We start from the raw sequence: 24,364 nt of genomic DNA on the forward strand, positions 1-24,364 counted from the left end.
ATGAAGATAACCCACTGTAAGTTAAAGAAGAGTCTGCAAAGAAAACTGCTTGAATATTTTGTATTGGAAGTAACCGCACGTTCTGCTGCCGATATCTTGGGTATTCAGCCCAATACGGCTATTCTCTTCTACCGTAAAATCCGTCTTGTTATCAGCCATCATTTGGCTTTGGAAGCAGATCAGGTTTTTGAGGGCGCTATAGAATTGGATGAGAGCTATTTCGGCGGTAAGCGTAAAGGAAAGCGCGGTAGGGGAGCAGCAGGTAAAGTGGTGGTTTTCGGTATCCTTAAACGTGGAGGTAAGGTTTATACGGTTGTAGTGAATAATGCCCGAAAGGAAAGTTTATTTCCTGTTATTACAAGGAAAATTACACCTGATAGCGTAGTTTATACGGACTGCCTGAGCAGTTACGACGTGTTGGATGTCAGCGGTTTTCACCATCACAGGATTAATCACAGCAAAAAGTTTGCCGACCGACACAACCATATCAACGGCATTGAGAATTTTTGGAATCAGGCGAAACGTGTCTTGCGCAAATACAACGGAATCGACCGAAAATCTTTTCCTCTGTTCTTGAAAGAATGTGAGTTTCGTTTTAACTTCGGGACACCAAGGCAGCAGTTAAAAACTTTGCGGCTTTGGTGTGGTGTTTAGGGCTAATCTACTTCAGCCCCTTAATTTAAGCGGATGAACTATAAAGGCCGTCTGAAAAAGCAGATTGAAATTTTGAATGACATTGTTCACAAATAAAGCGGGCATCTCTGCCCACTCTATGTCGTTACTTCTTATAGCCAATCAGCACATTTATACTACCGCGCCGCTGCGCTTTAGCTCAAAACGAACGATTGTGTAAGCCCTTAAAGGGGCAACAGAATCGGTTTCGTAGTGCTTGCACCGTTTGCGGCTTGCTGTCTCGTATCAAAAATGTGTTGATTGACTATATAGAGCCTTCTTCTCTCTTCACATATTGTTTCAACAAACCGACTTTCCTCAATCATTGCCCGCGCAAAAACAGCGCGTCCAATTCTTTCAAAGTGAGCTTCACCCAAGTGGGCCGGCCGTGGTTGCATTGGTTGCTGCGCGGGGTGTTTTCCATGTCGCGCAAGAGGGCGTTCATTTCGGGCAGGGTCAGCTGGCGGCCGGCGCGCACGGAGCCGTGGCAGGCCATGGTGGAAAGGATTTGGTTTTCACGCGCTTCGATGGTTTGGCTGCTGCCGTTTTGGGCGATTTCGCGCAGCATGTCGCGGGCAAGCGAGGCTACGTCGCTTTTGCCGAGCATGGCGGGCACGGCGCGCACGGCGATGGTGTTGCCGCCCATGTCGGATAATTCCAAACCGAATTCGCGCAAGGCTTCGGCGTGGTCGGCTAGGGCGGCAGTTTCTTCGTGGCTGGCGGCGAAGGTTACGGGAATCAGCAGGCGTTGGGTTTGCAGGCTGCCGAGGGTGTTGCGCTGGGTTTTCATTTTTTCGTAGTTGATGCGTTCGGCGGCGGCGTGCATATCGATAAGCAGCAGGCTGTCTTCGGCTTGGGCGAGGATATAAATGCCTAAAAGTTGGGCGATGGCAAACCCTAAAGGCGGCAGTTCGGCGGCTTGGGGATCGTGCTTTTCGGTATCGGTGCTGCTTGGTTGTTCTGCCGTTTCAGGGTGGATTTCAGACGGCCTTTGGATGCCGAAACGGGCTTGCTCGAACTGGCTTAGTTCGATGTCTTCGTTCGGTTCGGTTTTGCGGTATAGCTCGGCATAAGTATTTAAGGCGGCGCGGCTTTCGCGTAGGGAGAGGGTGCGTTGCTGCGGTGCGCGAGCGGCGGAGTAGGGCGCGGGTGCGGATTTGCCTCCAAAGCCGCCGAAATATTGTTGCGGCGGCGTAGTCAGCTTGAGGCCGTCTGAAAGGCTTTCCAGTGCGCTTGGGTTTTCAGACGGCATGGTTACGCCCAGCATGTCGTGCAATACGCTGCCGGCGTTGCTCACGCTTTCGGTTTGGTCGGCACGGGTGCCGGCCAAGGCTTTGTTGAGGGTATGGAACACCAGTTGGTGTACGGCTTGGCTGTCGCGGAAACGGATTTCGGTTTTGGTGGGATGCACGTTTACGTCCACCGCTTCGGGCGGCAGGTCGAGAAACAGCACGAAAGCGGGCGTGAGGGCGTTGTGCAGCACGTCGCGGTAGGCTTGTTTCACGGCGTGCAGCATCACTTTGTCGCGCACGAAACGGCGGTTGACGAAACAATACTGTTTGTCGATTTTGCCTTTGGCAAAGGTAGGCTTGGCGATGAAGCCGTGAAGCCGCATGATGCCTTCGCCGCTGTCGATTTCCAAAGAGGCCGTCTGAAAATCGTCGCCTACGATGGCGGCGACGCGTTCCCGCAAACTCTGGGCGGGCAGTTTGAAGATGCTTTTACCGTCGCGTTTGAGCGAAAAGGCAATATGCGGATGCGCCAGCGCAAGGCGTTCGAGCATGGTGGCGCAGTGGGCGTATTCGGTGTTTTCGGATTTTAAAAACTTGCGCCGCGCGGGGGTGTTGAAAAACAGCTCGGCTACTTCTACGGTGGTGCCGACGGGGTGTGCCGCCGCGCCGCTTTCGCTGAGTTTGCCGTCTTCCGCTTTTACCTGATTGGCGTGCGCGCTGCTTTCGGTGCGGCTGGTAAGCGTGAGGCGGCTCACCGATGCGATGCTGGCCAAACCTTCGCCGCGAAAGCCCATGCTGGCAACGTGTTCCAAATCGGTGAGCGATTTGATTTTGCTGGTGGCGTGGCGATGCAGGGCGAGGGAAATGTCGTCGGCGTGGATGCCGCTGCCGTTGTCGGTAACGCGAATCAGCCTGATGCCGCCGCCGGCAAGCTCGACATCAACCGCCGTCGCGTCCGCGTCGATGCTGTTTTCTACGATTTCTTTCAAGGCGCTGGCGGGGCGTTCCACCACTTCGCCGGCGGCGATTTGGTTGACGAGATGGTCGGGCAGGGCGGCAATACGGTTCATGGTGCGGCTCTTTCTTTATGCATATCTTCAGACGGCATTATAGTCAATCAACACATTTTTTAATACAAGGCAACAAGCCGCAGGCAGTACAGAAGGCAAGGCAACGCCGCAGTAAAAGTTAAATTGTTCGCCATATATATATAGCGGGTAGGCCGTCTGAACGTTTCGGGCTACGGCTTGCTTAATGATGTCTTCTCAATCATCTGCTTCCGAAAGGAAATTACGCAAATCAGCATGGTTCGAGATAAGGCAGGTTGCCGTGGTTTTATCAATCGGCAATATTTTTGCCATTTTAAGGGTGCGCAAATATTTAATGCATTGAATTTAATCAAATTATTTTTATTTGTGGGATATTTTTGTCAACAAAATAGGCGTAAGCTGTTTTTGAAACAATCTTACATATGTATAATATCCGGCTCGCTATATACCAATAAGTACCTTGATTTCGGCTTTGCAAATATTTAGGGAGCAGTTTTGATGATGATGTTTTTGATTCAGTTTGCCATTGTTTTATTGTGCATTCTTGTGGGTGCGAGAGTGGGCGGCATCGGCTTGGGCGTGTTCGGCGGCATCGGTTTGGCGGTATTGTCGTTCGGTTTCGGCTTGCAGCCCACCAGCCCGCCGATTGACGTGATGTTGATGATTATGGCGGTGGTTTCTGCCGCTGCCGCCATGCAGGCTTCCGGCGGTTTGGATTATATGATTAACATCGCCACCCGTGTTCTGCATAAAAATCCGAAATACATTACTTTTATCGCCCCGGCTGTTACCTACACGTTTACCGTGATGGCGGGCACCGGCCATGTGGCGTATTCCGTATTACCCGTGATTGCCGAAGTGAGCCGACGTAACGGTATCCGCCCCGAACGCCCGCTTTCTATGGCGGTGATAGCCTCGCAATTTGCTATTGTGGCCAGCCCCATAGCCGCAGCCGTGGTGGCTTGCGTGGCTTATCTCGAACCCCAGCACATCACGTTGACAGACGTTTTGAAAGTAACCATACCGGCAACCCTGCTGGGCATCGCGCTGGCATGTGTGTTTGTGAACAAAATGGGTAAGGAGCTTAAAGACGACCCGCATTATCAAAATTTGCTGAAAGACCCGGATTATGTGCGGATGAACGAGCAGCAAGCGGTGGAGGTAAACCGTGAAGTCGGCACAAGAGCTAAAATTTCACTGGGTATTTTCTTGTTCGCCGCGTTTTTGGTGGTGTTTATGGGGGCTTTTCCGGAATGGCGCCCGATATTCGACGGCAAGCCCATGGGGATGGCACACACCATTGAAATCGTGATGCTTTCTGCCGGCGCACTGATTATTTTGTTTTGCAAACCCGATAGTGATGAAATCACCCAAGGCTCGGTGTTCCATGCGGGAATGCGTGCCGTGATTGCGGTATTCGGTATCGCTTGGTTGGGCGATACGCTGATGCACGGGCATCTGGCCGAAGTGCAGGAAGCGGTATCGGGCTTGGTGCAAACGGCACCGTGGACTTTGGCATTTGCTTTGTTTGTTTTATCGATTTTAGTGAACAGTCAGGGGGCAACGGTTGCCACGCTGTTTCCCGTTGCCATTGCTTTGGGCGTGCCCGCACCGATTATTATCGGCACGTTTGTTGCGGTGAACGGTTATTTCTTTATTCCCAACTATGGCCCGATTATTGCGGCAATCGATTTTGATACGACCGGCAGCACACGCATCGGAAAGTTTATTTTTAACCACAGCTTTATGATACCGGGGCTGTTGAGCATGGCATTCAGTTTGGCCTTCGGCTTATTGTTTGCCGAGATGTTTTTGTAGGCGCAACGGGATTTAATAAAATAAAATGGAAAGGCCGTCTGAACACATAAAAAATGCGGGTTCAGACGGCCTTTGTTTTATAAAGCTGCCTTCCCCGTTATTTGCTTTCCGGAGCTTCTTCAAAACCGACCACTTCCAAACCGAAACCTGCCAGGCCGTTCATGGAAGAGGGTTTGCCCATCACGCGCATTTTCTGCACTTTCAAACCGGCCAGAATCTGCGCACCGATGCCGTAGGTTTTTCTGTCCCATTTGCGGACTTGGAAGCTGTTTTTCGGCAGCGTTCTGTCTAACAATGCCGCGCCGTCTTCGGTACGGTGCAGCAGAATAATCACGCCTGCGTCGGCTTTTTGGATATGTTCCAGCGCTTTGGGTAAAGGCCAAGAATGATTGGGATCGGCTTGGATAAAGTCCATTACGCTAAACGGCTCGTGCACGCGCACCAAAGTTTCTTTTTCGGGCGACAATTCGCCTTTTACCAAAGCCAAATGCGTTTCGCCGGAAAGTTTATCAACATAAACGTGCTGCTGAAATTCGCCCCACGCCGTGTTAACGGTGGTGTCGCCCATTTCTTCGAGCAGGCTTTCGGTGCGGCTGCGGTATTCGATTAAATCGGCGATGGTGCCGATTTTGAGATCGTGTTCTTCGGCAAACTTCATCAGTTCGGGCATGCGCGCCATCGTGCCGTCGTCATTCAGAATTTCGCAAATCACACCGGCGGGAATCAGGCCGCTCATTTGTGCCAGATCGACTGCGGCTTCGGTGTGGCCTGCGCGTACCAATACGCCGCCCTTCTGGGAGCGCAAGGGGAAAATATGGCCGGGTTGCACGATGTCTTCGGGCTTAACGGTGGGCGATACGGCCGTCTGAATGGTTAAAGCACGGTCGGCGGCGGAAATACCGGTGGAGATGCCGTTGGCGGCTTCGATGGATACGGTGAAGTTGGTGCCGTATTGCGCACCGTTTTTCTGCGTCATCTGAGGCAGGTTTAAGCGGTCGACCAGCTCGTCGTTCATCGGCAGGCAAACCAAGCCGCGGGCGTGTTTGATCATAAAATTAATGGCTTGCGGCGTTACAAATTGCGCTGCCATAATTAAATCACCTTCGTTTTCGCGGTCTTCGGCGTCGGTAATGATAACCATCTTGCCGGCTTTGATGTCGGCAAGAATATCGGAAATAGGGGAGATATGGCTCATTTTGGGCTTGTTTTCCAGAGGTGTTTGAGAGTGTGTAAGGGTAGGGGATTCGGCCGGATTGCCATGAACGGTGTCCAGCCACATGGGCGGCATACCCACGGATTGCTCGATTTTTCGGGCTTTTTTTTCACCGAATGATTTGTTTTTCAACAGTGAAGATAATTCGCCCTGATTGATGGAGGCTGCTGCGGCAAACTGCACCTGCTGCCCGCCGTGTTGCTCGATAATCCATTGGCGCAAATTATGGCGGCGCAAAGCGGCAATATCCATAACTAAAGCTTTCAGAAAGTAGGTTGGGCTGAAGTATATTACTAAATTTACCAAATGGCAATTTTATAAAGCATATTAAAATTTACCTTTTGGTAAATTTATAAGAGTTCAGGCCGTCTGAAAATATATTCAGCCCAACCAACGTCTTCCAAAAAAGAATACCGCCAAACCCAGCCCCACTATTAACAAGCCGAACACATGCCAAATATGAAAAGGCCGTGCCGCCATACCGATAAGCCCGAAATGGTCGATAACGGCGGCGGTAAGCAGTTGCCCGACAATCACAAAAAACAGCATGTTGGTAATGCCGAGTTTGGGCGCAAGAAAAATTGTGGTAAATACAAAGCCCGCTCCCAATAATCCGCCGAGATATTTCCACCACGGCTGCTGCGGCATCTGCTGCCATGCACCGCTTAAATCTGCTTTCCACACACATAAAGCCAGCAGCAGTATGGTGCCGACGGCAAAAGAAACCGTGGCCGCTACCAAAGGCTGAACCAGCAATCCTTTTGCAAGTCGGCTGTTGATGGCCGCTTGAACGGCCAATGCCGCACCGGCTGCCAGTGCCATGCAGATAAATATAACCATGAAAATTGCAATGCCGGATTTTATGCAGAAAGAAACAGCTTGGTGTATCCGTCGGCCTGAAAACCGGCCGAATAGCGGTCGTGATGGCAAAGAATAGGGCGTTTGATCAGGCTGGGATTGGCGGCCATCAGCTCAACCGCCCCGTTAGTGCTTGCGGCGGCGGCCTGCTCTTCGCTGCTGAGTTTGCGCCAAGTGGTTCCGCGTTTGTTAAGTAGCGTTTCCAAAGGAATATCCTTCAGCCAACGCTCAATCAAAGCAGCATCGGGCGGGGTTTTCTTGAAGTCTACAAATTCATAACCGATATTGTTTTCTGCCAGCCAAGTGCGTGCTTTTTTAACCGTGTCGCAATTGGGAATGCCGTATAGAATGGTCATAATGTTTATCCGTGTTTTCAGACGGCCTCTATTGTAAGGGCGCACGCAAGGTTTGTCATGAATGCCAAAAAAGGATATGCTGTTTTAACTGTAAAATTGAAATCCGCAAGGAGCCTGAAATGTATAAAACCGCTTTAACCGTTGCTTCCGCCTTATTGCTCGGTGCCTGCTCCGGCAGTACGCCCAGCAAATCGACTTTTGAAAAGGCCATCAACCATTACGTTTCTCAAAAAGGCGTATGCGTGCCTTTGGCTGTCAAAATCGAAAACAACGGCATCACCGGTCAAACTTTGCTGGGTGTCAGCCAAATTAAAATTCCCGAGCGAAATGTTAAAGGGGAAAAAATCAATGAAACGGCTATCGCGCAAATGCGTGTGCTGGATAACGAAGGTTTGTATAAAAAACAAACATCCGAAACCTTTGAATTTCCGGGCACAACAGCCAAAACCGGCGTTTATGTTTACGAGTTGACCGAAAAAGGCAAAAACAAAATCGAAGCGGGCGGGCTGGAGCCGCGTTTCTGCATCGGCAGTCAAAAAGTTGAAAAAATCAACTGGTACACGGAGCCAACCCCTTCAGACGGCCTCACTGTCAGTAAAGTATCGTATGAAGCACGTTTTGTAACGGAAAAATGGGCTGAAAAATTATTTAAAGAAGCCGGAAGCGACTGGAAACATCCCGAAACAACACGCACTAAAATGGCTACTTTAGTTAAAACCAACGACGGCTGGCGCGATATCCGCGAGCTCCGTTAACCTTTTCAGACGGCCTTAAAGCACATTATCATTAGGCCGTCTGAAAACTTGGAAACAAACACATTAATGAATTTTCTCACTCAATGGTTTCCGACCGAATGGATGTTTGCCGCTCATTTTATTTGGGCGGCTTTTCTGCTGTTTACCGCCCGCAGGGCATCGGTTACGGCTGCCGCACAACCTGCCGCAGTAGGTGTTGCCACCGTTTGTTTGGCCGTTTTGTGGACATTGAATGCCGATTTGGGCAGCGGGCAATTGGCCGGCATGAGTTACCATCTTCTCGGCATGAATTTGGCGGCCTTAATGCTGGGCATGCCAACCGCCTTATGGTTGGGATTTATTCTGCTGATTCCCTACACAATGCTGAACGGAACTGAAAATCTGAATGCCGTCAGCCTGAATGCCTTGTTTTTGTTGTTGCCGGCTTTAAGCATAAATATGCTCATGCGCAAAGTTGCACAAAAACTGCCGCCAAATTTATTTGTGTATATTTTTCTCAACGGCTTTATTTCGGCTGCTTTGGGTATGCTGTTTACCGGATTCCTGATTGTGATACTGTTACAAACAGCCGGTGCATTTCCCGCTGAAATTTTATGGTCGTCGGCATTTCCCGTGTTTTTTCTGCTCTCTTGGGGAGAAGCATTTTTAAACGGTATTTTTACCGCCATCTTCGTGGCACTTCGCCCGCAATGGCTGGCAACTTTCGACGATTCGCGCTATTTGCACACGGAAAACAGCATTTGGAAATAATCCGCACCTCGTATTTGAAGCCGTCTGAAAAATGTTTGGTGAACGATATACGTTAAACAAAACAAACCTATTTAATCTGAAAGTCCAACACAAAACGGGCAGAATTATCTTGCCCTAAGATTTTTACCAACTCAGGCAAGGTCTGTTGCAACTGCTCGGCGAGCAAATAGGGGGGATTTGCCACAAACATGCCGCTGCCGTGCATGCCGAAGCCGTCTGAACGGGGCGCATGTACATGAAGCTCGGCGTTCAGATAATTATCGGAATAAATTTTCTTAAGCTGAACAGGTAATTTTTTGCTCTCTTCACGACTCAAGCAGGGATACCAGATCAAATAGCAGCCTGATTCAAAACGCTTTTTGGCTTCTTTCAATACATTTGCCACACGGGTATAGTCTTGTTTTTCTTCATAAGGCGGGTCAATCAAAACAACTGCCCGGCGGGTCGGCGGAGGGAGCAGGGCAACCAGCCCTTGAAAACCGTCGTCCTGTATGATTTGCCCACGTTTTCCCAATCCGGCTTCCTGCATATTATTATGCAAATGCTTAAAATCAGCAGGATGCAGTTCAAACAAGCGCAATTTATCGCTTTGGCGTGTCAAATCCTGTGCAATCCAGGGTGAGCCGCAATAAAGATCTTCGCTCGGCAACATATTTTTCAGACGGCCTCTGAACGCCTGAAGCAAAGCCGGAAGTTTGTCGGCCTGATTCAATCGTTCGATACCTTGCTTGTATTCGCCAACTTTTTGAGATTCTCCGCTGCGCAAATCATACATACCGGCACCGCTGTGGGTGTCGATGTACCAATAAGGTTTATCTTTACGGTTAAAATAATCCAAAACCAAATACAGCACAAAATGTTTAAGCATATCGGCATGATTGCCGGCATGAAACGCATGTCGGTAGCTCAGCATAAAAATAAAATCCGCTAAATGTTCATGAACAATCTGAGACCTTTGCAAAAACCCATTTGCGGCGCAACCCACTATGCTGTCTACGCCTTAAACTGCATCCGTATTTGGGGATTTTGCAAAGGTCTCAATCTTTTTATTTTAAGCCAATTACAGGGCTTAAAAAATAGCTCTGCAGGAATATCAGCTTCAGAAAAGTTTGGGAGAATTCTGTATTATTTAAACTTGTATTCTATTGCTATTTAAAAGTGCGCATAATCATAATTATGTTAAATTATATAGTGTAAATAATGTGAGATTTGTTCTTTACCGCTTAACTCTTACAAAGAACAAGTCCCACATTATCGACGGCATTCAAACGGTATAACCATCAATATTTAATGCCTTTGTGTAATGCCACCACGCCGGCGGTCATATTATGATAATCCACGCTGTCAAAACCTGCGTCGAGCATCATGTGTTTCAATGTTTCTTGATCAGGATGCATACGGATGGATTCTGCCAAGTATTGGTAGCTGTCTGCATCTTTGGCAATCACTTTACCCATGAGCGGCAGCAATTTGAAGGAATACAAGTCATAAGCCGGCTCTAGAGGTTTGAATACTTTTGAAAATTCCAAAACCAATAAAGTACCGCCGGGCTTCAATACGCGGTACATTTCTTTAAGTGCGGCTTCTTTATGCGTCATGTTGCGCAAACCGAATGCAACGGATACGAGATTGAAATAGTTATCCGGGAAAGGAAGTTTTTCCGCATCAGCCAAGGATACGGGAAGAATGATGCCTTCATTAAGCAGCCGGTCGCGCCCTACGGAAAGCATGGAGGAATTGATGTCGGTAAGCCACACTTCGCCCTCCTTGCCTACCCGTTTGGCCCAACCGCGCGACAAATCTCCTGTACCGCCTGCGATATCCAATACTTTATCGCCTTTATTCAGGCGGGCGGTATTGATGGTAAAGTGCTTCCAAACACGATGCAGCCCGCCCGACATGACGTCATTCATGATGTCGTAGTTTTTTGCTACCGAGTGAAAAACTTCTGCTACTTTTCCGGCTTTTTCACTTTCATTTACGGTTTGGTAGCCGAAATGGGTTTTGTTGTCGCTCATGTTTTGGCTTTCTTTTCTGAATTTTAAATAAATTAGGTGGTTATTTTTACAGACGGCTAAAGGTTATAAAGGCTTGCGGGAAGCGCCCTGCTCTTCGATTTTTTTCAAATAGTCGGCCCACATTGTATCGTATTCGTGTGCCAATTTATATAAATAATCCCAGTCGTACAAACCGCTGTCGTGGCCGTCTGAAAAAGTGATTTTTAAAGCATAATGTCCGACAAATTCTAAATCGGTAATCGTTACTCCCGATTTGCCGGTTTGTAGAATTTCTTGGCCGGGTGCATGGCCTCTCACTTCTGCACTGGGTGAATATACGCGCAGATATTCGGCCGAAAGTGTTTTGGCTTCGTCGTTATATAAGAGGGTTAATGTGGTGCGGTCGTGTTGGAGGCGTATTTCTTGCGGGGCTTCGTGTTTCATTGAGACGGAGAAGTAATAAAATAGATTTTCGCTATTTTAACAGCAAATGTTTCAGACGGCCTTGAATAAATCCTGCCCTACCCTATATTATCTATTCGAGCGTTCTGCTTTTCCCTCTTTATATCAAAACGGAAAAACGATGAAAAAAATCATTATTCTGACGGTTGCTTCTGCTTTTGCCCTTACTGCTTGTAAAGATGACACTCAGGCAAAATTGGAGCAGCAGCAAAAGCAAATCGAGGCTTTGCAGCAGCAATTGAGCCAACAAAATGCCCAACAAGACAATACGGTTTACGAGCTGACGGCCAGCGCGGTTAAAGACACCATTCCCGCAGAGTTTTTGGCCAACGGTAATAACGGCGAGCCTGTTACCGGCACAGACGGGCAACAATATATTTATGATCAGGCAAGCGGCAGCTGGCTGTTGCAGAGCTTGGTCGGTGCTGCGGCCGGTGCGTTTATCGGTAATGCTTTAGCCAACAAGTTTCAAAAGGCGCGGGCAGACACTCCGGCCGTACGCCGTGCCCAAGCCAATTATTATCAATCGGCTCAAGCCCAACAGCGAACCAGCCAGCAGTTAAATACGAAAACCGTTCCTGCCCAAAACCGGGCGGCTCAACCCAATTACCGCCAAACCAATAAAGCACAGCCGAACCATCGTGCACCGGCCCGCCGCAGTGGGGGATTCCGTCGCCGCTAACTATTTAAGGCCGTCTGAAAACAAATTGAATGCTTTCAGACGGCCTGTGTTCAATACCCTATCCTTTCGATTGCCGCCGAGCAGTTGATAAATTTAAGAAATTGTTTAAAGACCATTTTTCTCAAGGAAATTCCATGAGTAAGCACCATAAACTCATCATTTTGGGTTCCGGCCCTGCCGGATACACCGCTGCCGTGTATGCTGCCCGCGCAAACTTGCAACCTGTGATTATTACCGGCATTGCCCAAGGCGGCCAATTGATGACAACCACCGAGGTAGACAACTGGCCTGCCGACCCCGACGGCGTGCAAGGCCCTGAATTGATGGCTCGTTTTCTTGCTCATGCCGAGCGTTTCGGCACAGAAATCGTTTTTGATCAAATCCACACCGTTGATTTGCAAAACCGCCCTTTTACGCTTACCGGCGACATGGGCGAATATACTTGCGACGCATTAATTGTTGCTACGGGCGCGTCGGCAAAATACTTGGGGCTGCCGTTTGAAGAAAAGTTTGCGGGTAAAGGTCTTTCGGCTTGCGCCACTTGCGACGGATTCTTTTATAAACAACAAGATGTTGCAGTAGTAGGTGGAGGCAACACCGCGGTTGAAGAAGCATTATATTTGGCCAATATCGCCAACACCGTTACCCTTATCCACCGCCGCGATACCTTCCGTGCCGAAAAAATTATGGTCGATAAGTTAATGCAGCGCGTGGCCGAAGGCAAAATCATCTTGAAACTGAACGCGGTTTTGGAAGATATTACCGGAGATGATAAAGGTGTGAACGGAGCGCAGTTGAAATACAATGACGGCAAAACCGAAAATATTGCCGTGCAAGGCGTATTTATCGCTATCGGCCATAAACCCAACACCGATATTTTCAAAGGCCAGCTCGATATGGATGAAACCGGTTATCTTATTACCAAGGGCGGCAGCGCCGATAACGTAGGTGCAACCAATATCGAGGGAGTATGGGCTGCGGGGGATGTGAAAGACCATACCTACCGTCAAGCCATTACCAGTGCGGCATCGGGCTGCCAAGCTGCATTGGATGCGGAACGCTGGCTGGACCGCCAACATTAACAAGCCGGCCGTCTGAACGTTTCAGACGGCCTAAATGATGATTAACCAGAAAGGAATGAACCATGATTAAACTGCATACCAACTTCGGTGTTATCGGCATTGAACTCGACCATGAAAAAGCGCCCGTTACGGCAGCAAATTTTGAACAATATGTGAAAGACGGTTTTTACGATGGTTTGATATTTCACCGTGTTATCAAAGGCTTTATGATTCAAGGCGGCGGCATGGATGAAAACATGAACGAAAAAGAAAACCGCGATCCGATTCAAAACGAAGCGCAAAACGGCCTGAAAAACGATAAATACACCATCGCTATGGCTCGCACGCAGGCGCCCCACTCTGCTTCTTCACAGTTTTTCATCAACACCAAAGACAATACTTTTCTGAACCACACGGAGCCCAGCCTTCACGGTTGGGGTTATGCCGTATTCGGCAAGGTAGTTGAAGGTACAGATGTGGTTGATGCCATTGAAAATGTACAAACCAAACGTCATGGCTATCACGACGATGTGCCGGTAGATGCCGTGGTGATTACCAAAGCCGAAATCGTGTAATGGCCTAACAAAATAAGCAGATAAAAAAGAACGCCGTCTGAAAGTATTTTCAGACGGCGTTCTTTTCAAGTTTCGACTTATTAAAGTTAAAGCGCGATATGATTTACAAACCCGTTCATTTACAACTGTTTTAAACGGGCAATACGGTTGTCTAAAGTAGGATGCGTACTCAACAATGAATCGCGCGCTTCACTGGCGATACCCATTGCCGCCATTTCTTTCGGCAAATCGCTTGTATTGCCTTTCAAACGCTGCAAGGCGGCAATCATTTTAGGCGCACCAACCAAGCGTGCCGCACCGGCATCGGCACGGTATTCGCGCTGGCGGCTGAACCACATCACGATAAAGCTGGCCAAGAAGCCGAATACTACCTGCAATACCATACTCACCAAGAAATAGGTGCCTTGAGAGGTTTCTCCGCTGTCGTTACGCGCCACCATGCCGGAAACCACGCGGGCCAAGAACACAACAAAGGTATTGACCACGCCTTGAATCAAAGTGAGCGTAACCATATCGCCGTTGCCGACGTGCGCCATTTCGTGCGCCAACACGGCTTCGACTTCGTCGCGGGTCATGCTGTCGAGCAATCCGGTGCTGACGGCAACCAATGAGTTGTTTTTACTCGCTCCCGTGGCAAAAGCGTTGGGCTCGGGAGAATGGTAAATGGCAACTTCAGGCATTTTCAGGTTCCATTGCGCAGCTTGATTGGCAACGGTTTGGAGTAACCATGCCTCCGTTTCGTTGTGCGGCTGGGTAATCACTTCGGCACCAACCGAACGCTTGGCGATGGTTTTGGACATCAAAAGCGAAATGATGGAGCCTGTAAAACCGATAACTGCCGAATATATCAGCAAGCTGACCATATCATTGGGATTACTGCTCACGCCCAATATGCTCAATATGATGCTGATAACAACCAATACGGCAATATTGGTTAATAAAAATAAGAAGATACGTTTCACAGAGTTTCCTTTGGATATGTGGTTGTGTGTTGTTGTTTTCGGCCTAGGATACTTCATCATTCGGTTTAAAAACAGTATTTCTACCGGCAATACCGTTTTCATCCTAAATGAAGAGATAACTTAGTGTTCCCAAGAACGGAGATATTTTCGCAAAAAGCCCAACCCGCGCAAAGGTGCTGCATAGAAAAGGTATGCAAATTTATGAATATCGGGCGCACACATTAATTTACTTAAGTGTTAGTACTTATTGTTACTATATCAATAGAAAAATGCACATGTATTGAAACAGATATGGAAAGCAAACTTGCAAAAATCAACCCTTGCCAAAAATTCGGCCATCTTTTTTTATTTTTCAGCGTGTTTTTTTATCGGATTTAGAATATGACTAAAGGTTAAATGAAATACAGTCCTAGCCTTTGGCGGTTACTCACAAGAGCTGTGGATAAGTTTGTGGAAAGTTTGTGAGAATTTGATTGTTTTCCCGTAAAATCAGGGTTTGCACAGTGTTGCACAAAAAATAAGCCGAATAATAATATTTATAAAAATCATAAGTTTATATCAAACATATGCTTGTCAAGCATCTTGTGCGCAGCGGTCTTTTATCAAGATGCGGAAAGTGTGGATAAACCGTTTACCGCTTGACAGAATCGATGGAAATAATAACCTTCTTTCAGTCAATGGCTTAAACTGTTCAGCACCGGAACATTATTGTTTTCGAATTCCAACACGGCCTGCCTGCAACACGTTAAAATACGCCACCCGTTTTTGAGAAGCCGCACATTCGCCCAAAGGATAATTCATGTATCAAACCCGCCTTCCCTTTTTCAGCGTTATCCGCGTTAGCGGAGACGACCGCGCCGGATTTTTGCACACCCAGCTTTCTAACGACATTAATCATTTGGCTGCGGGTGAAGCTTGTTATGCTACCTACAACACGCCCAAAGGCCGGGTAATTGCCAATATGCTGGTTTTAAACCGCGGCGATGATGTGCTGTTGGCGGTGGCTGCCGATTTGGCGGAAAGCCTGATGAAAAGGCTTCGCATGTTCGTGCTTCGCGCCAAAGTGGTTTTCGAACCCCTTCCCGATTACGCCGTTGCTTGCGGGCTGCCTGAAAATATCGAACCGGCAAATGCCGACACACCCGCTTTGTCTTTTGCCGCTCAGCAGGAAAGCAACGGGGTGTGGCGTGTTGACCTTCCCCATGGAGGCCGTCTGAAAATCGGTTTGTCTTCCGACTTGCCCGACTATGATGCGGCTGTTGAAAATACTTGGAAAGCACATGAAATTGCCAGCGGTTATCCGTGGATTTCAGCCGCCACAAGCGAAAGCAGCGTTGCGCAAATGCTCAACCAACATGTTATCGGTGGCGTTCATTTCAAAAAAGGCTGTTATCCCGGCCAAGAAATCATCGCACGCGCCCAATATCGCGGACAGGTTAAACGCGGCTTGGCGGTACTCGAAGGCCCGTCGCCCGAAGCTGAAGGAATAGCGGTAAAAAGCGGAGACGAAGAGGCCGGCATCATTATCAACAGCGCACTGACGGCAGCAGGCAGCATCAATCTTGCCGTTATTAAATTTTCTGCGGCAGAAGGCGAATTAACCGATGCCGACGGCAATGCCTTAAAACAAACCAAACTGTTTTTTAACACCGAAAAAGAATAACCATGATGTTCAGACGGCCTCGCCTTTGGCCGCGATATCCGTTTGCACAATTATATTTTGGATAAAACACAAGCCGGCAACACTACACCATGTTTAGAATGAGAATCCGCACCGACAGTGCGAAATTTACCCGCATCATGCTCAATTTTTGGCCGCCTTTGTTTTTCAGCGGCATCCGCATACTCAAACTTTCCGATGATTTCCGTTACATGAAGGCAACGCTGAAAGATTGGGCAAGCACGCGCAACGTACACGGCGCGCAATTCGGCGGCAGCCTGTTTGCGCTGACCGATGCCTCTTATTCGGCCATGCTCAACGGCATGATCGGAAAACGTTATTATGTGTGGGATAAAGCTGCCCATATCGACTTTATCAAACCCGGGCGCGGAGCGGTGTTTATCGAATGCCATATTACCGATGAAATGCTGCATGACATTTATGAGCACACCAAAAGCGGGGAAAAGTATCTGCCGGAAATTCCGGTTCGCGTATTCGATAAAAACGGTGAAACGGTTGCGGTTGCCACGCGTACGCTGTACATCAGGCTCAAGCCGACCTTCAGACCGAAAACCAAAGAAGCTTAAGATTAAGTTCAGCCAAAACAGATGCCGTCTGAAAATTTTCAGACGGCATCTGTTTTTATTTAATGCTTTTCAACAACCCGGCCTAACATTTACTGCGCATGTTTTCAGCATTGATGATTTCATCGGCTATGCCCATGGCTTGAAAACTGTCGGGGTCGGCAAGTTTCCACATGTCATCAAGAACTCTGCGGCCGCATTCACCGCTAAGCAAGGAACCGGATTGGATAAATTGATAATGTTCCGACAAGAGTTTAATCCATCCGTCCGGCTGGCGGCGCACGATGTGGTGCGGTTTAAGCTGCATGGGATGATCCAATCCCGCGCTGCCGACGATATCGGCAAGGGCTTTTAAGGTGTTGGCATGGAAATTTTTCACACGCTGCGACTTATCGGGCACATCAAGTGCTTTTTGGCGCGACGGGTCTTGAGTGGCAACGCCGGTCGGACACTTATTGGTGTGGCACGAACGCGATTGGATACAGCCTACGGCAAACATGAACCCGCGCGCGCTGTTGCACCAGTCGGCGCCCAATCCCATCATTTTGGCAATGTCGAAGCCGCTCACCAATTTGCCGCTTACGCCGACTTTGATTTTGTCGCGGATGCCGGCACCGACCAATGTATTTTGCACAAAAATCAAAGCGTCAACCAAAGGCATACCGATGGAATCCATAAATTCTACCGGTGCTGCGCCGGTGCCGCCTTCGGCACCGTCCACCACAATAAAATCGGGATAGTTGTCTTCTTCTATCATGGCCTTCACAATGGCCATAAACTCCCACGGCATGCCGATGCAGAGTTTGAAACCTACCGGTTTGCCGCCGGAAAGTTCACGTAACTGCTGCCAGAATTTCACCAACCCGCGCGGAGTGGAAAAGGCAGGATGGCTGGCCGGAGAAATACAGTCCATGCCCATGGGAATATCGCGGGTTCGGGCAATTTCTTCGGTAATTTTAGATGCAGGCAACACACCGCCTTTGCCCGGCTTTGCGCCTTGCGAGAGCTTGATTTCAATCATTTTTACCTGCTCGAGCGCAGCGCGTTCGGCAAAGGTTTTGGGATTGAAATTACCATGTTCGTCGCGGCAGCCGAAATAACCCGTGCCCAGTTCCCAAATCAGGTCGCCGCCGTGTTTTTTATGGTAAGGGCTGATGCTGCCTTCCCCTGTGTCGTGGGCAAAACCGCCCATTTTCGCCCCTTTGTTCAAGGCTTCGATAGCGGCGGCGGAAAGTGCGCCAAAACTCATGGCGGAAATATTAAACACCGATAAATCATAAGGTTGAAGGCAGCGCTCGTTCCCTACTCTCACACGGAAATCGTAATTGTCGATCTTGTGGCTGTTGCCCGAATGTAAAAACCACTCGCTGCCGGTTTTATTCAAATCATTGATACTGCCGAAAGCGGTTGTGCTGTCGAGATTTTTTGCCCGTTGGTAAACCAGCGAACGCTGCTGGCGCGAAAACGGCACTTGCTCCTGATCATCTTCCAAAAAATATTGGCGGATTTCGGGGCGGAAGTTTTCCAACAGAAAACGGATGTGTCCGCCAATAGGATAGTTGCGCAGAATCGCATGGCGTTTTTGGGTGATGTCGTGTATGCCGAGTGCCGAAAATACCAAAGATACGGCAAACAGCCACCAAATCTGCAACAGCAGGCTGATAACGGTTAACGCGCCGAACAACCACAGCAAACCGTAGCGCGGCATAATCAAAAATCCGTAATTGGCAGAATGGGTGTTGGTAGGTTTTGGGTCTTCTTGAGCCATAGAACACGGTTCCTGAACGATTATTCTTAAAACTCTGATTATACCTGCTTATCTCTACAAATACCGCATGTTGAAAAGCCGATGAATAAAGGCAATAAACCTTCTTAATGAATATTCAGACGGCCTCAAAAACTGCCTTCTTGCAATGCACTGCCTAATCCGCAGATTCCACTAAGTACCGCCGCTTGTTATAATCGCCGCCACATCTTCAAATGCACATGCAGCGATATACATGTCCCAACATAAAGCCCCTTTTACCCTGCGCATAGCCCGTTTAGCCAAACTCGCGGCATGGCTGTTTAAGACAGGCCGCAATCTCAGCAACATCGACGGCAACAATCCCCGCGAACGCGAACAGGCATTGATTACCCTCGGTTCCACCGCATTACAGGCCGTGGGCGCAAAACTTAACGTAACCACGCCTCCCGAGCATTTTCACGTTAGCGGCACGTTGGTTGTGGCCAACCATGTATCGTGGTTGGATATTTTTGCCATGAGCGCCCTATTCCCGAGCAGTTTCATTGCCAAACAAGAAATCAGCAACTGGCCGGTATTGGGAAAAATGGGTAGGAATGCCGGCACGGTGTTTATCAACCGCAATTCCCGCAAAGATGTCGAGCCGATTAACCAAGCCATTGCCGCCGCATTAAAAAACGGGCAAAACGTCAGCTTTTTCCCTGAAGCCAAAACGTCTTCGGGTATGGACGTATTGCCTTTCAAGGCTGCTTTGTTCCAATCTGCCATCGACAGCGGCGCGCCTGTGCAAACCGTAGTGCTGCGTTATTACGATCATTTGGGACGGCGCACCACCCTGCCTTCTTATGCCGATGTTAGCCTGCTCGTTTCGCTTTGGCGCGTGGTATCCATGCCCGAGCTGCACATTCATGTTGATTTCGGCAAGCCGATTACCAGTGAAGAATATCAAGAGAAAGACCGTTTCGCTTTAAAAGAAGCGGCCGAAAACTATGTGCGTAAAAAAGTATTGGAAGACAGCACCGAAAATCTTTAATCATCTTCAATCTTTAAGCCATGAGGCCGTCTGAAATATTCAGACGGCCTCATAACATAAAAGGAATGGTAAGGTGAAAGCTATTCCGAATCACCGGTTGTTTGGGTCAGCCAGCCTTGCTGCTTCATCAAAGGTATATTGTTAGGCGCATAGGTGTTGCTGTAATAACGGGCAAATTTTTCACGATAAGGCAGCTTCTCGCGTGCTTCTCCAAATTCGGTCATGGTTTGTTCATAGTGCAGAAGGCCGTCTGAAATCACCGTATCGGCAGGATAAACGTTTTCCGCATAAACCACCTGTTCGGGCAAACGCGGTTTCAGTTTCATTTCAATATCCGGTTCGCCGATACACAGCCCCACAATCGGAAAAGTATTTTTCGGCAGCTTAAGCAAATCAACCAATTCAACCGCAATATTTCTGATTCCGCCTGTATAGCAGGTGGCGTAGCCCAAACTTTCCGCAGCAATAACAGCGTTTTGGGCGGCCAATGCCGTATCGGTTACTGCCGTAATCAGGCTGTCCGGCTCACCCGCTGCGCTGTAAGAACCACCTGCCGCACGGCTGCATAAATCTGCACGGTGAAGATCTGCCACAAAAATCAGGTAAGTACCGCAGGTGCCGATTTGCGGGTTGGCAGGCTGCAATTCTGTGATTTTCCGGCGCAATTCGGGCGACGTAATGTTGATAATCGCATAGTGTTGCCCGTTCATCCAAGAAGGTGCCTGTCTGGCGCAATCGATAATGGTTTGAACATCGGCGGCAGGCAGCGGAGTGCTTTTGAAGTGGCGGTAAGTGCGGTGGTTTTTAATGGTTTCAACAGCATTTTTCATGGCAGGCATTCCTTGGTTGAAATGGAGGGGAAAATTGTATGGCTGTCGGCACAAAACGTCTATAGTCAATCAATTTAACTTTACTGCGGCTTGCTGCTTTATATTGGAAATAAGTTGATTGACGATATACCGAATCAAACCATGCGGCATCAAAAAGCTGGATGGCATTGCTGCTTTGTTATAGAATGTAATCAAACTCAGGTAAGCAATTATTTGCTTAAATTTTTCATTTCAATTGTAAGAGGAAAACGACATGTTTCCAGAGTATCGCGAATTAATTTCAAAATTAAAACAAGAAGATGCGCACTTTGCTCGTTTGTTCAACGAGCACAATGAGCTTGACGACAAAATCACCGGCCTGACCAACAACCCGGTTACCGGCGGCTTGGATGAAATCGAAGAGCTGAAAAAACAAAAATTACACCTGAAAGACCAGTTGTACGCCATCTTGTTGAAGGCTGATAAAGAAGGTAAATAAGCCGTAAATTACATCAGGCTGTCTGAAACTTTGCGTTCAGACGGCCTTTATGCATGATTGGATAAATCCGATCACACTTTATTTTATTTGCCCGTGTTTTGTGCGGATTAAAGCCGAAAGATCATAACCCTGCTCTTGTGCCTGTTTCAGATAAGACTGATACACCGTTTCATCCATCTGGGGTTTGCGCGACAACAGCCACAAATATTTTCTGTCCGGTTGCCCTACCATCGCATATTGGTAATCACTGTCTAAAGCCATTACCCAATAAGGTGCTTTGCCCACAGGCAGCCAGCGTATCGCCTTCGGCAGAAAAGTCACACTCAACTTGGTATTCTCAGCATTGTGCGCACGAGCCAGCCCCTCTGCTACCGACCATTTGCCGTCTGATTTCAAGCAACGGTTGGTTACGCTGATGGTATCGTTGCTGTTTATTCGGTAAGTAGCCGTTACATCCGAAACACACTGGTCTTGATAAGGCATAGGCAACCGCGCAATTTCATACCACTGGCCGGCATAACGCTGAACATCCACTTGAGGTACGGTTTTCAGCGGCGGTAAATCTGCAGCTTGAACCGATAAAGCACCGCACATTGCACCTGTAAAAAACACATATTTCATGTTCACAATATAATCTCCCACCGTTTAAAAGCTAAATCATATATCAACGCTTAAAAGCCTCGTGCCAATTTAAGTAAAGAAATCGGAAATATTGATTCAGGTTTTCATGCCTTGTTCAGGCAATGAACTTTAATATAGAGTTGATTGACCATATACATCCAGATCCGTTGGTTTTATATAAAATCTCATGCGGTTGAAAGATATTGACGAAACCCTAATGCTGCCAATGTTTCATTTTTCGTCCGATTCGCTATATACTGCCGATATCTGTTTGTTTTACCGTTCATTTAAGGACAAATGATGAAAAATATTTTATTTGCAGGATTGCTAGTTTCCGCAGTCTCCGCCTGCTCGGTAGGAACGCCGGGAATGTCGGTAGGCTTAGGTGTCGGTACGAATATCGGCCGCCATGTGGGTTTGGGCACTTCTATCAACATACCCGTAGGCATCGACAGCAATCATAAACAGTCCGGTGTAAATGTTGTTGAAGAACAGATTGTTACCTACTTCGACAGCAACGGCAAAGCCGGAAACCAACCTGTTCAAGGCGGATTTTACCGCCAGCTGATCAGCAGACGAGGCAACGAATACATCGTGCAGGATTTTTACTACGACAACAGTAAAAAACGCACCGATCCCTATACGCTATCGCGCAAGCAGTTGCTTGATTTTCATGCTTATCCTGAAAACGGCGCACTCACTATTTATGCCTATAACGGCAATTTGATGCAGCAGAAAGTTTATCGCAACGGTAAGCTGATTAACGCCAAATATTAACGGGCAGATGCTTTTTACAAAGGTTTTGATAGGTTTAAACCTTTACGAATCAGTTTGATACAAAAAATCGAAGCAGGTAAAGATGCCCGCCCTACTTGGTGCAACACCATTCAAATTTCCAACCCGCTTTTCAGACGGCAGCAGATTCGGATTTGAGGTGCAATGTTCCACTAAACGGATTTTTGCAACATTCAGCCATCGGGCGACACTCAGGGTTCAGAATGGGCTGAACCACCGGCAAAGAAAAACACTTGGCTATAAACGCCAAGCGTTTTATTTCGAATCTAAGGCCGTCTGAAAATTTGAACTGCACCCCAAAAGTTGGACACCCCTCCAACTTAAAAAGGTGCAGTTTTCTTATGTCCAAATATACACCAGACTTCAAATACCGAGCCGTACTCCATTATCACCAAGTGCACAGCCAACAGCGCACCGCAGAGCACCTCAACGTCTCGCGCGCACACCTGCGCCGTTGGATAGCCGCCTATCGGCAAAGCGGCATCGCCGCACTGCAACACCCTCAGGCGCACTCCATGAAAACCAAACGCAAAAACCCGTTTATCGTCGACAAGCCCGACCATGAAAAAACCCAGGCAGAGCTGATTGAAGAACTGCGCTATATGCGTGCGGAGAACGACTACCTAAAGCACATGAAAGCCCTCAACGAAAAGGAAGAGCACGCCGCCAAAGCTGCGAAACCGTTCAAAAATTGAGGGCGAAACACCCGCTGAAATATCTACTGCACAGTGCCGGCATCCCCAAAAGCAGTTTCCATTACCCTATCGGCAAACCCGACCCCGATGCTGCGGCCAAAACCGCAGTGAGCGAAGTATACCGTCAACACAAAGGCCGCTACGGCCAACGGCGGATTGCCGCCGTATTGTCGTGGAACAAAAAGAAAGTCGGGCGCATTATGGGTTTATTGGGGTTGAAAGCCAAAGTCCGCAACAAAAGAACCTACCGCCCGCAGGCCATAGGGGAAGTTTCGGCAAACATTCTCAATCGCGAATTTAATGCCGTCAAATCGCAAGATAAGTGGTTGACCGATGTGACCGGGTTCAAATGCACAGACGGCAAACTGTATTTATCGCCGATATTGGATGTCTTCAATCGCGAGATTGTGGCCTATTCTTTAAGCTGCAGAGCAAACGGCGAAATGGTAACGCAAATGTTGGATAACGCATTCGGTCGTCTGAAAGGGGCAACGCCGCTGCTGCATTCCGACCAAGGCGTACTGTATAGAACCGGTGTAAGAAATAACCGCGTTGTTTACACAACAGGTTGAGTAAAGTAGGTCTCCAAAACTTCAAAAGGCGTATCACCTTTCAGGCTGCTGTGAGGTTTAACCGTATTGTAGAAATTCACAAACCGACGCAAATCTCTACAACGTTGTTGTGCATCGGCAAAAGTTTGCTTGTCATGCCACATCTCCATCAGTGTACGGATAACGCGCTCCGCCTTACCATTGGTCTGTGGGCGGGCAATGCGGGTAAACTTTTGCACGATGTTGTTTTGGCAGCAGACCACACTGAACGGGTGGGATGCATTTCCCTTGTACCCGACACCGTTATCCGAATAGGCACACTCCACGGTGTACGGGCAACAGTCAATCACATCACGCAGCAGAAACTTAGCCGCACCGGCAGCGGTGCGGTCAGGCAGGATGGCCGCATACAGCTCGCGGGAATAGTCGTCAATGGCGACAAACAAGTATTCGAAGGGGTCGGCGACGGTTTGGTTTTTCAGCCCGGGTAGCCGCTTGGTATCAAAATGCACCATTTCTCCGGGATAGGATTTGTTGTAGCGGCGTGCTTGCTTTTTCAACATCTCTTCAATTTCCCGCTCCACCTTGGCCAGGCGCTTCATACCGTATTTGGCTTGTTTGAAGCGGTTATTGGTGCTTTTTTGCGGGACGAGCAGCTTAAGACGAGCCGCTTTGAGGATGCGGTAAATTGTCGGCCTGCTGACTTTGTATTCTGCAGCCAAAGAGGTGACGCTCTGCTTGTCTTGGGTATATGCCCGCCAAATGGCTTGGCGGTTGTGTGGGGTGAGCCGGGTATTCTTGTGAATGTTCATACAGCATTCTCTTTCTCTTTCAAATACTGTAAACAACGCTAGAAATTTCTACAGCCGAAGAGGCTGTTTGAGAAACATTCTTAACTTGTCCAAGGATTGGGGAACAGTTCAATATTTCA

The 24,364-nt window shown here is 48.3% G+C and carries 26 protein-coding genes; 14 read left to right on the forward strand and 12 right to left on the reverse strand.

Going from position 1 to position 24,364, the window contains the following annotated elements; genetic code table 11:
- Complete coding sequence (locus LVJ88_RS06090; RefSeq protein ID WP_244694147.1) at nt 1–654, forward strand: IS1595 family transposase; 654 nt, start codon at nt 1–3, stop codon at nt 652–654.
- A 340-nt stretch (nt 655–994) separates the two neighbouring features.
- Here the strand turns inward: LVJ88_RS06090 and mutL are convergent, their stop codons facing one another.
- Nucleotides 995–2,974 (reverse strand): DNA mismatch repair endonuclease MutL, encoded by a 1,980-nt coding sequence (gene mutL / locus LVJ88_RS06095; RefSeq protein ID WP_085418862.1) that lies wholly within the window; start codon nt 2,972–2,974, stop codon nt 995–997.
- A gap of 483 nt (nt 2,975–3,457) precedes the next feature.
- Here mutL and LVJ88_RS06100 point away from each other — a divergent pair, with 483 nt between their 5' ends.
- Nucleotides 3,458–4,771, forward strand: coding sequence for an anaerobic C4-dicarboxylate transporter (locus tag LVJ88_RS06100; protein ID WP_085418863.1), 1,314 nt, complete (start codon nt 3,458–3,460; stop codon nt 4,769–4,771).
- A 97-nt stretch (nt 4,772–4,868) separates the two neighbouring features.
- Here the strand turns inward: LVJ88_RS06100 and ribBA are convergent, their stop codons facing one another.
- From ribBA to LVJ88_RS06115, 3 genes are all read right to left on the reverse strand, one after another.
- On the reverse strand, nt 4,869–6,236 hold the full coding sequence (gene ribBA, locus LVJ88_RS06105; RefSeq protein ID WP_085418861.1) for a bifunctional 3,4-dihydroxy-2-butanone-4-phosphate synthase/GTP cyclohydrolase II: 1,368 nt from the start codon (nt 6,234–6,236) through the stop codon (nt 4,869–4,871).
- Between the two features lie 129 nt (nt 6,237–6,365).
- On the reverse strand, nt 6,366–6,824 hold the full coding sequence (locus LVJ88_RS06110; RefSeq protein WP_085359299.1) for a DMT family transporter: 459 nt from the start codon (nt 6,822–6,824) through the stop codon (nt 6,366–6,368).
- Nucleotides 6,825–6,844: 20 nt separating this feature from the next.
- On the reverse strand, nt 6,845–7,198 hold the full coding sequence (locus tag LVJ88_RS06115) for an arsenate reductase (protein ID WP_085359301.1): 354 nt from the start codon (nt 7,196–7,198) through the stop codon (nt 6,845–6,847).
- A 119-nt stretch (nt 7,199–7,317) separates the two neighbouring features.
- On the opposite strand from LVJ88_RS06115, the gene LVJ88_RS06120 reads away from it, so the two are divergent.
- Complete coding sequence (locus tag LVJ88_RS06120) at nt 7,318–7,953, forward strand: hypothetical protein (protein ID WP_054599737.1); 636 nt, start codon at nt 7,318–7,320, stop codon at nt 7,951–7,953.
- 66 nt (nt 7,954–8,019) lie between these two features.
- The gene (locus LVJ88_RS06125; protein WP_085359303.1) at nt 8,020–8,703 is read left to right on the forward strand and encodes an energy-coupling factor ABC transporter permease; all 684 of its coding nucleotides are present in this window, start codon (nt 8,020–8,022) and stop codon (nt 8,701–8,703) included.
- Between the two features lie 67 nt (nt 8,704–8,770).
- Here the strand turns inward: LVJ88_RS06125 and LVJ88_RS06130 are convergent, their stop codons facing one another.
- The 3 genes from LVJ88_RS06130 to LVJ88_RS06140 all read right to left on the reverse strand — a co-directional run bounded on the left by LVJ88_RS06130 (nt 8,771) and on the right by LVJ88_RS06140 (nt 11,144).
- On the reverse strand, nt 8,771–9,616 hold the full coding sequence (locus LVJ88_RS06130) for a 23S rRNA (adenine(2030)-N(6))-methyltransferase RlmJ (RefSeq protein WP_085418860.1): 846 nt from the start codon (nt 9,614–9,616) through the stop codon (nt 8,771–8,773).
- 367 nt (nt 9,617–9,983) lie between these two features.
- The gene (gene ubiE / locus LVJ88_RS06135; protein ID WP_054599735.1) at nt 9,984–10,721 is read right to left on the reverse strand and encodes a bifunctional demethylmenaquinone methyltransferase/2-methoxy-6-polyprenyl-1,4-benzoquinol methylase UbiE; all 738 of its coding nucleotides are present in this window, start codon (nt 10,719–10,721) and stop codon (nt 9,984–9,986) included.
- Nucleotides 10,722–10,784: 63 nt separating this feature from the next.
- Entirely contained in the window at nt 10,785–11,144 is a 360-nt protein-coding gene (locus LVJ88_RS06140) for a gamma-butyrobetaine hydroxylase family protein (RefSeq protein WP_085418859.1), read from the reverse strand.
- 139 nt (nt 11,145–11,283) lie between these two features.
- Here LVJ88_RS06140 and LVJ88_RS06145 point away from each other — a divergent pair, with 139 nt between their 5' ends.
- The 3 genes from LVJ88_RS06145 to LVJ88_RS06155 all read left to right on the forward strand — a co-directional run bounded on the left by LVJ88_RS06145 (nt 11,284) and on the right by LVJ88_RS06155 (nt 13,480).
- Nucleotides 11,284–11,844: a hypothetical protein gene (locus LVJ88_RS06145; protein WP_054599733.1), complete on the forward strand. Its 561-nt coding sequence runs from the start codon at nt 11,284–11,286 to the stop codon at nt 11,842–11,844.
- Nucleotides 11,845–11,978: 134 nt separating this feature from the next.
- Complete coding sequence (gene trxB, locus LVJ88_RS06150; RefSeq protein WP_054599732.1) at nt 11,979–12,926, forward strand: thioredoxin-disulfide reductase; 948 nt, start codon at nt 11,979–11,981, stop codon at nt 12,924–12,926.
- Nucleotides 12,927–12,988: 62 nt separating this feature from the next.
- Nucleotides 12,989–13,480: a peptidylprolyl isomerase gene (locus tag LVJ88_RS06155; RefSeq protein ID WP_054599731.1), complete on the forward strand. Its 492-nt coding sequence runs from the start codon at nt 12,989–12,991 to the stop codon at nt 13,478–13,480.
- 119 nt (nt 13,481–13,599) lie between these two features.
- Here LVJ88_RS06155 and htpX read toward each other — a convergent pair whose 3' ends face one another.
- Nucleotides 13,600–14,442, reverse strand: a complete 843-nt coding sequence (gene htpX / locus LVJ88_RS06160) for a protease HtpX (protein WP_054599730.1) — start codon at nt 14,440–14,442, stop codon at nt 13,600–13,602.
- Between the two features lie 799 nt (nt 14,443–15,241).
- Between htpX and ygfZ the strand changes: the two genes are divergently transcribed.
- A complete protein-coding gene (gene ygfZ / locus LVJ88_RS06165) occupies nt 15,242–16,105 on the forward strand; it encodes a CAF17-like 4Fe-4S cluster assembly/insertion protein YgfZ (RefSeq protein ID WP_085418858.1) in 864 nt (287 codons plus the stop codon).
- Between the two features lie 89 nt (nt 16,106–16,194).
- On the forward strand, nt 16,195–16,689 hold the full coding sequence (locus tag LVJ88_RS06170) for a DUF4442 domain-containing protein (RefSeq protein WP_054599728.1): 495 nt from the start codon (nt 16,195–16,197) through the stop codon (nt 16,687–16,689).
- Nucleotides 16,690–16,771: 82 nt separating this feature from the next.
- Here the strand turns inward: LVJ88_RS06170 and LVJ88_RS06175 are convergent, their stop codons facing one another.
- Nucleotides 16,772–18,454, reverse strand: a complete 1,683-nt coding sequence (locus LVJ88_RS06175) for an FMN-binding glutamate synthase family protein (RefSeq protein ID WP_054599727.1) — start codon at nt 18,452–18,454, stop codon at nt 16,772–16,774.
- Between the two features lie 232 nt (nt 18,455–18,686).
- Between LVJ88_RS06175 and LVJ88_RS06180 the strand changes: the two genes are divergently transcribed.
- Nucleotides 18,687–19,463, forward strand: a complete 777-nt coding sequence (locus LVJ88_RS06180; RefSeq protein WP_085418857.1) for a 1-acylglycerol-3-phosphate O-acyltransferase — start codon at nt 18,687–18,689, stop codon at nt 19,461–19,463.
- A gap of 80 nt (nt 19,464–19,543) precedes the next feature.
- On the opposite strand, the gene LVJ88_RS06185 is transcribed toward LVJ88_RS06180, so the two are convergent.
- Entirely contained in the window at nt 19,544–20,293 is a 750-nt protein-coding gene (locus LVJ88_RS06185) for a nitroreductase family protein (protein ID WP_085418856.1), read from the reverse strand.
- A 253-nt stretch (nt 20,294–20,546) separates the two neighbouring features.
- Here LVJ88_RS06185 and LVJ88_RS06190 point away from each other — a divergent pair, with 253 nt between their 5' ends.
- Nucleotides 20,547–20,771 carry an HP1242/YdcH family protein gene (locus LVJ88_RS06190; RefSeq protein WP_054599724.1) on the forward strand — a complete coding sequence of 75 codons (225 nt, stop codon included), beginning with the start codon at nt 20,547–20,549 and terminating at the stop codon, nt 20,769–20,771.
- A 78-nt stretch (nt 20,772–20,849) separates the two neighbouring features.
- Here the strand turns inward: LVJ88_RS06190 and LVJ88_RS06195 are convergent, their stop codons facing one another.
- Nucleotides 20,850–21,392 (reverse strand): lipocalin family protein, encoded by a 543-nt coding sequence (locus LVJ88_RS06195; protein ID WP_085418855.1) that lies wholly within the window; start codon nt 21,390–21,392, stop codon nt 20,850–20,852.
- Nucleotides 21,393–21,692: 300 nt separating this feature from the next.
- On the opposite strand from LVJ88_RS06195, the gene LVJ88_RS06200 reads away from it, so the two are divergent.
- From LVJ88_RS06200 to LVJ88_RS06210, 3 genes are all read left to right on the forward strand, one after another.
- Nucleotides 21,693–22,169 carry a NemA protein gene (locus LVJ88_RS06200; RefSeq protein ID WP_085418854.1) on the forward strand — a complete coding sequence of 159 codons (477 nt, stop codon included), beginning with the start codon at nt 21,693–21,695 and terminating at the stop codon, nt 22,167–22,169.
- 359 nt (nt 22,170–22,528) lie between these two features.
- Nucleotides 22,529–22,882, forward strand: coding sequence for a helix-turn-helix domain-containing protein (locus LVJ88_RS06205; RefSeq protein WP_244694124.1), 354 nt, complete (start codon nt 22,529–22,531; stop codon nt 22,880–22,882).
- Nucleotides 22,879–23,454, forward strand: a complete 576-nt coding sequence (locus LVJ88_RS06210) for a DDE-type integrase/transposase/recombinase (protein ID WP_244694125.1) — start codon at nt 22,879–22,881, stop codon at nt 23,452–23,454. Before LVJ88_RS06205 ends, LVJ88_RS06210 begins: the two co-directional genes overlap by 4 nt.
- Here the strand turns inward: LVJ88_RS06210 and LVJ88_RS06215 are convergent.
- Nucleotides 23,439–24,245, reverse strand: coding sequence for an integrase core domain-containing protein (locus LVJ88_RS06215; RefSeq protein WP_085418851.1), 807 nt, complete (start codon nt 24,243–24,245; stop codon nt 23,439–23,441). The two genes, LVJ88_RS06210 and LVJ88_RS06215, sit on opposite strands and share 16 nt — an antisense overlap.
- Nucleotides 24,246–24,364: the final 119 nt, after the last annotated feature.

It is taken from the genome of Neisseria dumasiana (assembly GCF_022870885.1).
In the GTDB taxonomy this organism is placed as follows: Bacteria; Pseudomonadota; Gammaproteobacteria; order Burkholderiales; family Neisseriaceae; genus Neisseria; species Neisseria dumasiana.

What these genes read in the sequence shown, in the direction of transcription:
- LVJ88_RS06110 (WP_085359299.1), bottom strand. Translation starts at nt 6,824, where the DNA reads ATGGTTATATTTATCTGCATGGCACTGGCAGCCGGTGCGGCATTGGCC.
- LVJ88_RS06215 (WP_085418851.1), bottom strand. Translation starts at nt 24,245, where the DNA reads ATGAACATTCACAAGAATACCCGGCTCACCCCACACAACCGCCAAGCC.
- LVJ88_RS06180 (WP_085418857.1), top strand. Translation starts at nt 18,687, where the DNA reads ATGTCCCAACATAAAGCCCCTTTTACCCTGCGCATAGCCCGTTTAGCC.
- LVJ88_RS06120 (WP_054599737.1), top strand. Translation starts at nt 7,318, where the DNA reads ATGTATAAAACCGCTTTAACCGTTGCTTCCGCCTTATTGCTCGGTGCC.
- LVJ88_RS06115 (WP_085359301.1), bottom strand. Translation starts at nt 7,198, where the DNA reads ATGACCATTCTATACGGCATTCCCAATTGCGACACGGTTAAAAAAGCA.
- trxB (WP_054599732.1), top strand. Translation starts at nt 11,979, where the DNA reads ATGAGTAAGCACCATAAACTCATCATTTTGGGTTCCGGCCCTGCCGGA.
- LVJ88_RS06125 (WP_085359303.1), top strand. Translation starts at nt 8,020, where the DNA reads ATGAATTTTCTCACTCAATGGTTTCCGACCGAATGGATGTTTGCCGCT.
- LVJ88_RS06140 (WP_085418859.1), bottom strand. Translation starts at nt 11,144, where the DNA reads ATGAAACACGAAGCCCCGCAAGAAATACGCCTCCAACACGACCGCACC.
- ribBA (WP_085418861.1), bottom strand. Translation starts at nt 6,236, where the DNA reads ATGGATATTGCCGCTTTGCGCCGCCATAATTTGCGCCAATGGATTATC.
- LVJ88_RS06175 (WP_054599727.1), bottom strand. Translation starts at nt 18,454, where the DNA reads ATGGCTCAAGAAGACCCAAAACCTACCAACACCCATTCTGCCAATTAC.
- LVJ88_RS06200 (WP_085418854.1), top strand. Translation starts at nt 21,693, where the DNA reads ATGAAAAATATTTTATTTGCAGGATTGCTAGTTTCCGCAGTCTCCGCC.
- mutL (WP_085418862.1), bottom strand. Translation starts at nt 2,974, where the DNA reads ATGAACCGTATTGCCGCCCTGCCCGACCATCTCGTCAACCAAATCGCC.
- LVJ88_RS06090 (WP_244694147.1), top strand. Translation starts at nt 1, where the DNA reads ATGAAGATAACCCACTGTAAGTTAAAGAAGAGTCTGCAAAGAAAACTG.
- LVJ88_RS06130 (WP_085418860.1), bottom strand. Translation starts at nt 9,616, where the DNA reads ATGCTGAGCTACCGACATGCGTTTCATGCCGGCAATCATGCCGATATG.
- LVJ88_RS06145 (WP_054599733.1), top strand. Translation starts at nt 11,284, where the DNA reads ATGAAAAAAATCATTATTCTGACGGTTGCTTCTGCTTTTGCCCTTACT.
- LVJ88_RS06205 (WP_244694124.1), top strand. Translation starts at nt 22,529, where the DNA reads ATGTCCAAATATACACCAGACTTCAAATACCGAGCCGTACTCCATTAT.
- LVJ88_RS06100 (WP_085418863.1), top strand. Translation starts at nt 3,458, where the DNA reads ATGTTTTTGATTCAGTTTGCCATTGTTTTATTGTGCATTCTTGTGGGT.
- LVJ88_RS06195 (WP_085418855.1), bottom strand. Translation starts at nt 21,392, where the DNA reads ATGAAATATGTGTTTTTTACAGGTGCAATGTGCGGTGCTTTATCGGTT.
- ygfZ (WP_085418858.1), top strand. Translation starts at nt 15,242, where the DNA reads ATGTATCAAACCCGCCTTCCCTTTTTCAGCGTTATCCGCGTTAGCGGA.
- ubiE (WP_054599735.1), bottom strand. Translation starts at nt 10,721, where the DNA reads ATGAGCGACAACAAAACCCATTTCGGCTACCAAACCGTAAATGAAAGT.
- LVJ88_RS06185 (WP_085418856.1), bottom strand. Translation starts at nt 20,293, where the DNA reads ATGAAAAATGCTGTTGAAACCATTAAAAACCACCGCACTTACCGCCAC.
- LVJ88_RS06190 (WP_054599724.1), top strand. Translation starts at nt 20,547, where the DNA reads ATGTTTCCAGAGTATCGCGAATTAATTTCAAAATTAAAACAAGAAGAT.
- LVJ88_RS06155 (WP_054599731.1), top strand. Translation starts at nt 12,989, where the DNA reads ATGATTAAACTGCATACCAACTTCGGTGTTATCGGCATTGAACTCGAC.
- LVJ88_RS06170 (WP_054599728.1), top strand. Translation starts at nt 16,195, where the DNA reads ATGTTTAGAATGAGAATCCGCACCGACAGTGCGAAATTTACCCGCATC.